2 protein-coding genes are annotated in these 8,283 nt (G+C 58.8%); both read right to left on the reverse strand.

What is annotated here, in order from left to right:
• On the reverse strand, positions 1-227 hold a 227-nt coding region (locus ABX749_RS13570; protein ID WP_372896449.1), incomplete at its 3' end, for an antibiotic biosynthesis monooxygenase.
• Positions 228-408: 181 nt separating this feature from the next.
• A complete protein-coding gene (locus ABX749_RS13575; RefSeq protein WP_372896450.1) occupies positions 409-8,256 on the reverse strand; it encodes an SdrD B-like domain-containing protein in 7,848 nt (2,615 codons plus the stop codon).
• Between the last annotated feature and the right edge of the window lie 27 nt (positions 8,257-8,283).

Consider the following 8,283-nt stretch of genomic DNA (forward strand, 5'->3'; position numbering starts at 1 on the left):
GCATGAGAGTCCCGGTAATGGTGACTCCGGTGCCAAGACTCGAACGATTCCACGTCATCCCAGTACGTCATCAACCAGAACTTCTCGGGTTCGTCGACGGGGCTGATCACCTCCATCTTTCGGAAACCCGGAGCCCGGTCGACCAAATGAGGCCTGTTTTGAAATGCTTGCCGCACTTCTTCATCTTTGTCGTTTGCGACGACGAATTGGCTAATGACTACGTGCATCGTTCCTGTTACCCCTCTCTCTTGCAGTCACGGTACGGACAGGTCAACCGTCACCACGATTGATGCAGAAGTGGTGATTCTGCTGAAACCTATCGAATGAAATTGGTTCCAGGTTACCACGTTCGGCCTCGCGCGCCGCTCCTTCCTGAGGTGCTCCATGACGCGGCATTGCGTTCCCCGCTCAGTCAAACCCAAGCGTTCGCAGGAACCGCTGGCCGAAGCGTCCGTAGTCTTGGCCGTCGACGTCGCCGTCTCCGTCGCTGTCCAGGGCATCGTTGAACCCGGTTTGACCTTCGTTTTTCAAGAACGTCAATCCGAATCGTCCGTAGTCCTGGCCGTCGACGTCGCGGTCACCGTCGCTATCCCCGAACAAGCGAAAGAACCCGTCGGCGGCTTCTTCGCCGAGTTGATACAGGCCTCCGTCGACGCCATCGCCGTCGGCATCGAAGTTCAGACCGCCGACCGTCGACCGAACCTTGTCGCCGTCGATCGTCAATTGATAATTCCCGTCGATCAGGGATCCGCCGGCCTCGGTGTAGATGCCGGCAAACGTCAACGTCGCGGTCGTCTTTCCACCGCTGTGGTCGAGCGTAACGGTGAAATCCACGTCGCCACCGAGATCCCGATGACGGACCGCAAACGCCCCCGGATCGACGTCGACCTGCGTGTCAAACGCGATCGAAAGCGACGAAAGCAGCGAACGCTGTTGCGAACCGCCGGCCAGATCGATCGGTGCCATTTCAAGCCGATCGACGACGTCCAGACGAACCGCTTTCTCCAGTGTCAGTCCCGTCGTGTCGGTCACACTCAACCGGATCCGATACTCCGCTTGTGCCTCATAATCGACGACCTGACCTTGCTTGAGAAACAGTTGATTTCCGACCACGTTGAATTTGGAATTGTCTGCGTCATCGATTCCTGAGACCAAGGCATAGGAATGTCCGGTAGGCGTGTCGCTGTCGACCGTCGACAGCTGTGCGATGAGCGTGTCAGACGCGGTGGTATCCAGATTTTCAACGATTTCGGTAGCCGAAAGCGTGAGGTCGCCCGGCGCGATCGGATCGTAAACGCTGCCGAAGTTAATTCCGTCAAGGGTTTGTCCGGAGGCGACGGTGACCGACTGGAAGACGGTTGCTTCGGTGAGTTGATCGATGCTGACCGAGTAGAGGTTCCCGCCCGCCGTCGTGGGCGAGGTCAGGTTGTTCGCGGCGGAATTGAAGGTCACGGTGGAACCGTCGTTGGAGATTCGGACCCAATCGGTGCGACCGTTGCCGGCTCCCCCGGAGATCGATCGACTGAGCAACATCACCCTGTCATTGGCAACGTCGTACAAAAACGCATCGCTGCCTCCATCGGTATCATCGTCGGTCAGGTTGCTGGCCCAAGAGTTGAACACCACCCACCGCCCGTCGCCGCTGATTGTCGGCAGGACGGCAGATTGATTGGGTCCGAATCCGTCTCGGTCGCGTCCGATCATCCGTAGTTCGCCTGTCGTTCGGTCTTTCAGATAGACTTGCGTGCCGACGGCGCCGGGGACATTGTCCAGCGTTGTTGCATTGGAGTGGAAGACGACGTACCGACCGTCATCGGAAATGCTGACGTTGTGAACGTTGGCGTCACTTTGAACGCCGCTGGCCGTGACGCTGACGCGTTCGGTGATGCCCGTGTCTCGGTCCAGTACAAACGCGTCGGAAACGCCGTTGGTATCGCCGGCGACCAGATTGTCGGCCCAACTCCAATAGGCGACAAAACGGCCGTCGGCGCTGAGGTGGCTGTTGTGCGTGTTCCCGCCGCTGGCCTGACTGCCGTCGGGGGCCAGATTGATCCGCTCGGTCGTTCCCTGCTGAAGATCGCGGAGGAACAGATCAAACACGCCATTGGTATCGCCGGGAACGAGATCAGTTGCATTGGACCAAAACGTGACATAGCGCCCATCGTCACTGAATCCCGGGCTGTAGCTGTAACTGTTTGCCGTCGAACTTCCGGTCGAAAGGCTCGGATCGACGGCGCTGATCAAGGTTGTCGTGCCGAGCTGTCGGTCACGGACAAAGATGTCCAGCGTGTCGTTGTTGTCGTTGGCCACAAAGTTTGTCGAATAGGACCAGAACACGACGTATCGTCCGTCGGCACTCACGACCGGATGCAAGCTCCGTCCGTTGCTGGCCGCTTCGTCACTGGAGACCGTGATCAGTTCTAACTGACCGGCTGCCGTGTCCAGAACGTAGATGTCCGCTCCGGTATAGGTGTCTTCGGCCAGCAGCGTGTTGTACGTCGAAAATGCGATGAACGCTCCGCCGTCGCTGATCGACGAATCATAAAAAGGATTCGTTCCGGTGTTCTCGCCCGCGACATACCCGTTGGCAACCACATGTTGAACATCAAACGTTTCTGCGAACGGATATGTCGGTCGCCAGCCGATCGGCAAGACTTGGACCACATCGTGGATTCCCGGAGTCACATCATCGAATCGATAGCGACCGGTTTCGTCGATTCCCGTGGTCGCCGGATCGTCAGAGGCTGTCACGACGAATGGCTCGCCTGAGTCAAGCTGGCCGTTGCGGTTCTCATCTAAAAACAAGGTCCGACCGGCTAGCCGGCTCTCACCGCTGTCCATCGCGCCGTCGGCATTCGAATCATCCCACAACACGCCTCCGATGGACGCCGGCCCGTCGACTTGTTGAAAGAAATTTAGCTCGGAATGATCGACACCGGGTGCCGCGCGGACGACGTGCTCGCTCGACGCGACCGATGCGGCGCCGATTCCATACGGAGCTTGGACTGTCGCCACGTTGCGGATGAATCCCTCCAGTAACGATTCCACACGAATCTGCCCACCATAAGCCCGGTAGATTTCGCCCTCCGCTCCGGAGAGCCCCGTGGTCCCGAGATTGGTCGCAATTCGCGGTTCATAGAGACCTGTCGCGGGATCAAGAATGATTGTGCCGCCGCCGGAATGCAAACGCGTCATCAAACGTGTGACGTCGGACGTCTCGCCTAAATTGTCTTGGAAATTGACTCCCAATGGAACGGACGGATTGACGGCGTTCACGTCGATCGTCTCGACCACCTGCATCGTGTCGACGTCGATTTTGTACAGCAAATTGCTCGATGCATCGATCGCGTACACTCGGTCGTCGATCGCCGCCAGCCCTCCGTACTCACCCGTGGGAAGCGGGATCGAGTTGAGTGTCTGTCCGTCATCGGGATCAAGTTTCCAGAGCGTCGAATTTGCCGAATAGAACAGCCCCGAATCGTCGAGCGCCAAACCGGCTAGCGTCGTGCTCGTGCCGGGAGCTGGGAATTCACGAAGCAGTTGGCCGGTGATCGGATCGTATTTTCGAATCGTCGAAACACCTTGATCAACATCCAGCGAATAGAGCGAGACGGCGTCCCTATCGGTCAGTACTTCTAAACTGACCGGTTGATCCACTCGCACGGTGTAGTCACCTGGCGTGAGCCCTTGGAACGAATAGGATCCATCAGCTGCGGAGAGCGTTTCGGGTTCGCCGCTGTCGAATCGACCGTTACGATTGGAATCGATATAAACACGGACTCCGATCGCAGCGGTTTCGCCACCATCAGCCGCGCGATTCTTGTTGAAATCATCCAGCACCGTTCCAGAGATCGTCGACGTCGTGGAACGGTGCCCCAAATCAATTCCCGCCGCGCCGGCGGCGGAGGTGACAGTCGCGACGATCCCCGAGTCGACGAATGATCCACCGCCCAACCCCGATGTCGCGGGATTACCGAGGGTGCGGAGCAGATTGTACTGGCTGTCATAAACATCCAAGTTGCCTTGGCTGCCCGAAGACCTCACGAACAACTCGCCCCCCACGGCCGCCGCACTCCAATCGCCGTCATCGGTCCGCGGCAAATCGATCACGGACGTCATCCGCGCCGTCAAGGGATCGATCACAAAGACACGCGAGTCGACATTGGAAAAGGCCAAAATCGACTGGCCGTCCGGCGATTCGCTCAGCGAGAGCGACAATTGTGGCAATCCGTTGAGTTCATTGGCCGGGTCGATGTAGCGAGAGATCGGCATCGCCCCGTAGTATTCGTTCGTGTCCGCGTCGAAACGCAGCAACTGCATCGGCATCCCACCGCCGTTGGTCAACAGATAGATCGTGCCATCGATGACAACGGGACCTTGCGAGAACACCGACGTGGACCCATTGCCCGGCAGCGGCGTTTGATCGAGCAGACGGCCATCGAGAGCAACTTCGAACAGCAGGTCCAGGTTGTTATCCACGACGATCAACCGCTTCCCATCGAATGCGGCGGTGTACGGCAAGTCAACGGGGATCGTCGTGTCGATCGAACTCAATCGGTCTCCCGTCAGGGGATTGAGTTCACGGATTTGCAGAAAGTAGCCCGTCGGACTTCCTGCATTGCTGACTCGTGCGACGCCGAACAGACGATCGGTGACACTGCTGATCGTGGTCGGCCGAAAATGATCGGGTGACTCGGCACGAACCAGGTGCCGTCCCAGGGGGACGCCGGCAAACAGGTACGTCCCGTCGGCGGCGCTGACGGTTTGGGGCTCCCCAGGATCGGCAAACCCGTTGGCGTTTTCATCGAGAAAGACGGTGATGCCGGCCAACGGTGCTTCACCAGCGTCTCGTATCCCATTGTCATTGTCGTCAACGAACTGAACGCCGCTGATCGTGCCGGCCGCGGGTTGGTTTCCGAAATCGACGTCGGTGACGGAATCGTTTTGCGCCACCCAGACGGTGTGCTCGGCGGGCAGGTCGACGTCGGCTCCATAATCGCTGACCGTGCCTGAGATCGCAGAATAAAGATTGCGATAGGTGACAGCCCCCGGAACGTTGTAGGGCTCGGTGGACGTCGTCGCGATCGTGCGCAGCGAGGTGCCATAGGTTGCGTAGGTGAACGATTCGCCTCCGGCAGCAGCCAGGTAGGCGGTCCAAGGAAAACCGTGCGTCGGCGTGTGCGGGATGATCAGCCCCGTACGGAAGTCGACGTTGTACGTTCCCGAACGCATCTCGAGGAGAAAACTCTCACGATCGACCGCGGCTCCCTGCGTCGAAATCACGTACCCCAGTCCGGTGATGTTGTTGATCGCATGAATGTCCAGTTGTGCGATCACCCGGCGCCGCTGAAGGTCAAATTGCTCGATGCCAACGCCGCCCTGCTGGGTCATGTAGGCGACGCCTTCACGGATTTCGATCGCGTCTTTCAACCCCGGCGTGGTCGGTATTGTTTCCAAGACTTCACCGCTGTCCGGATCGATTCGGAACAATTGATTTGACTTGGCCAAATACAGATCGCCTTCATAGATCGTCATTCCGGCGTGGGTTTCGACGGATCCGGGTGAAGGGAATTGGTTCAACACCGCTCCCGATGTGGTGTCGATTTCATAGATCGTTGAAACACCGGCGTCGGTCGCCTGAGTGAACAGTCTGGTGATCGGGTCCGCGACGGCAAATCCGTCGTGGTCGGCCGGTGACACCTGCCGAACGGTATAGCGATCGGGGACCAAGCCCACGATCGTGTAGTCGCCGTTTATATCACTGACCGCCGAGGGTTCGCCGGAATCGAATTGCCTGTTTCCGTCCAGGTCGACATACACCGTCACGTCAGCCAGCGCCGGTTCGCCCGCATCGATTGTCCCGCTGACGTCCAAATCCTTGGCAACATTGCCGCTGATCGATGCCAGTTCGGCGTGGTGAAAATGATTGACATCGGCGACTGATTCACGCTCTGCCAGCGTGACAACAACCCCATTGTCGCGATACAGCCCAGCCGCGAGCCCCTGCTGTGCCGGGAATCCATTCAGCGATCGATTGACACCGCCGGAATTGTTGTAAACGATGATCTGACCGTCGGTGTTGGTAAACGGCACCGGGTAGGCCACGAACACTTCGTCGCCGATCCGCGCCATCCCGCGTTCCGTATCCTGGGTATTGAAATCGTTGACTAATTCGGCGGTCTGCGAGAACGGGTCGATCTGCAGCCAATGGTTCAGGAACGGCGCAGAGGCGCTCACGCCGACGATGAGGTTCCGACCGTCGGCTGAAGTCGTGCTGGCACGCTGCAGGGAAAGCGTGACACCCGGCGTCGCCGGTGGATTGGTCAACGTGATCAGGCCAATCCGTTCCCAGTCGCCGGCCGAAGCGTAATTGGCGCCCAAACCATCGGGATACAGATCCGACCGCCACAATTCCATGTTGTCGGTCGTCGAGCCGGCAACGACAAACAAGAATCCGCCGATCATCACGGGAGACGACACATCGAAGATCGCGTAGGGTGCCCCGGTCAACGCCCTAGGCAACGAGAACTCCTGGACCTGCGTTCCATCGAACGCCAGCTGAACCAGCCGATGAGAATCATTGTTGACCAAGACCAGATTCTGCCCATCAAACGTCAACGACGTCTCTGTCGTGACCGGTTGATTGACGGTGAATTCGCCCAACACGTTGCCGCTGGCCGGATCGATTTCACTCAGCACCAGTTGTGTGGGGCTGGGCAATTGGGAATGCAAATTCGATATGCCGAACAATCGATCTCGTGATGGATACGAATCGCTGGGGCGATAATGCTCCGGCGAAAGCGCGCGAACGGTGAACGTTCCCGGTTGCGCCCCAGCGAGCACGTACTCGCCGCCCGATCCTGAAGTCGTCTGCGGCTCTCCGGGATCGGGAAAACCGTTGTTGTTGAAATCGGCAAACACCGTGACGCCGCTCAACGGGGGTTCGCCCGCGTCGCGCACTCCGTTGTCATTGAAGTCATCGAACTGCGTGCCTGTGATCTGGTAACCGAGATAGCGTGCGCCGAAATCCAGATCCGAGATCAGCTGATTCAATGCCACCGCGACTTCATGTGCCGGGCTCGTCGCTTCGTGCAAAGGCGGCAAATCCGCGCGCACGACGAGGCTTCCCGGAACGACATGCAGAAATTCGTAACGTCCGTCCGCGGCGGTGAACCGAGACGGTTCATCCACATCACGGCTGCCGTTGTCGTTGAGGTCCAGATAGACCGTCGCTCCAGACACCCCGGCTTCTCCGGCGTCCCGGATACCGTCGCGATCGACGTCGTCAAAGACGATGCCGGAAAGCGTGGTGTCATTGGTTGCCAGTGCGAAGCTGACGTCCGCGGCATCGGTGCTGGCGGTAAAGGAGACGGACACGGGGTTCGGGCTGGTGCTCAGGTATCCCACGGGCTCCGACGCATAGACCACATGCGTTCCCAGGTTGAGCGTCGTGAACTCAAACATTCCGGCTTCATCGATCGACGTCGTTGCGGGATCGTCGGCCAAGGTTTGCATCGTCGGTTCGCCCGTATCCCACTGACCGTTTTGGTTCTCATCCAGGAACACCGTCCAGTCGGCCAACCCCGATTCACCGGCCGAGCGAATGCCGTCTCCATCGGTGTCGCCGAAAACCGCCCCGCTGATTCGCGTCAAATTCGGAGTGGTTCCGAAATTGGCGATCTCCACCGACGTCCCACCGGCGATCGTGCGGTCGAGGAATGTGGGCGAGGTCGAAAAGAACTCCGGACGGCCGACCAGCTGCACCCGGTGCGTTTGAAACTCGAGCGGCGAAAACGAATACCGTCCGGTCTCGTCTTCGGCGGTTAGTGGATCATCGGCCGACGTCACGGTCGTGCGTTCGCCCGCATCGAGTTGGTCGTTGCCGTTGTCATCGATGTACAGCGTCCATCCGGCCAAACCAGGCTCGCCCGCGTCCAACACCCCGTCTCGGTTCAAATCGTCGTAAACCAGCCCGTTGATCGCCGCCAAGTTTGGAATGACTCCCAAATCGGCAACCGCCTCGGTCGTCGATAATTCCAGTGTGACGGACGTAAAGTTGTTGATGTCATCGATCCAACGCACATCGGGCCGGACACGCAAAATGTACTGGCCCAGGTCCAGGCTACCGAAGCGGTAGAATCCCCCTTCATCCACACCAGGGGTCTGCGGATCATCGCTGGCGGCGGTGCCGACCGGTTCGTTGGCATCACGTTGCCCGTCGTTATCCAAATCCAAATAGACTCCCGCGGCGGGCACACCCGTTTCACCCGGATCGCGGACGCC

The organism is Stieleria sp. (assembly GCF_041595215.1).
In the GTDB taxonomy this organism is placed as follows: Bacteria; Planctomycetota; Planctomycetia; order Pirellulales; family Pirellulaceae; genus Stieleria; species Stieleria magnilauensis.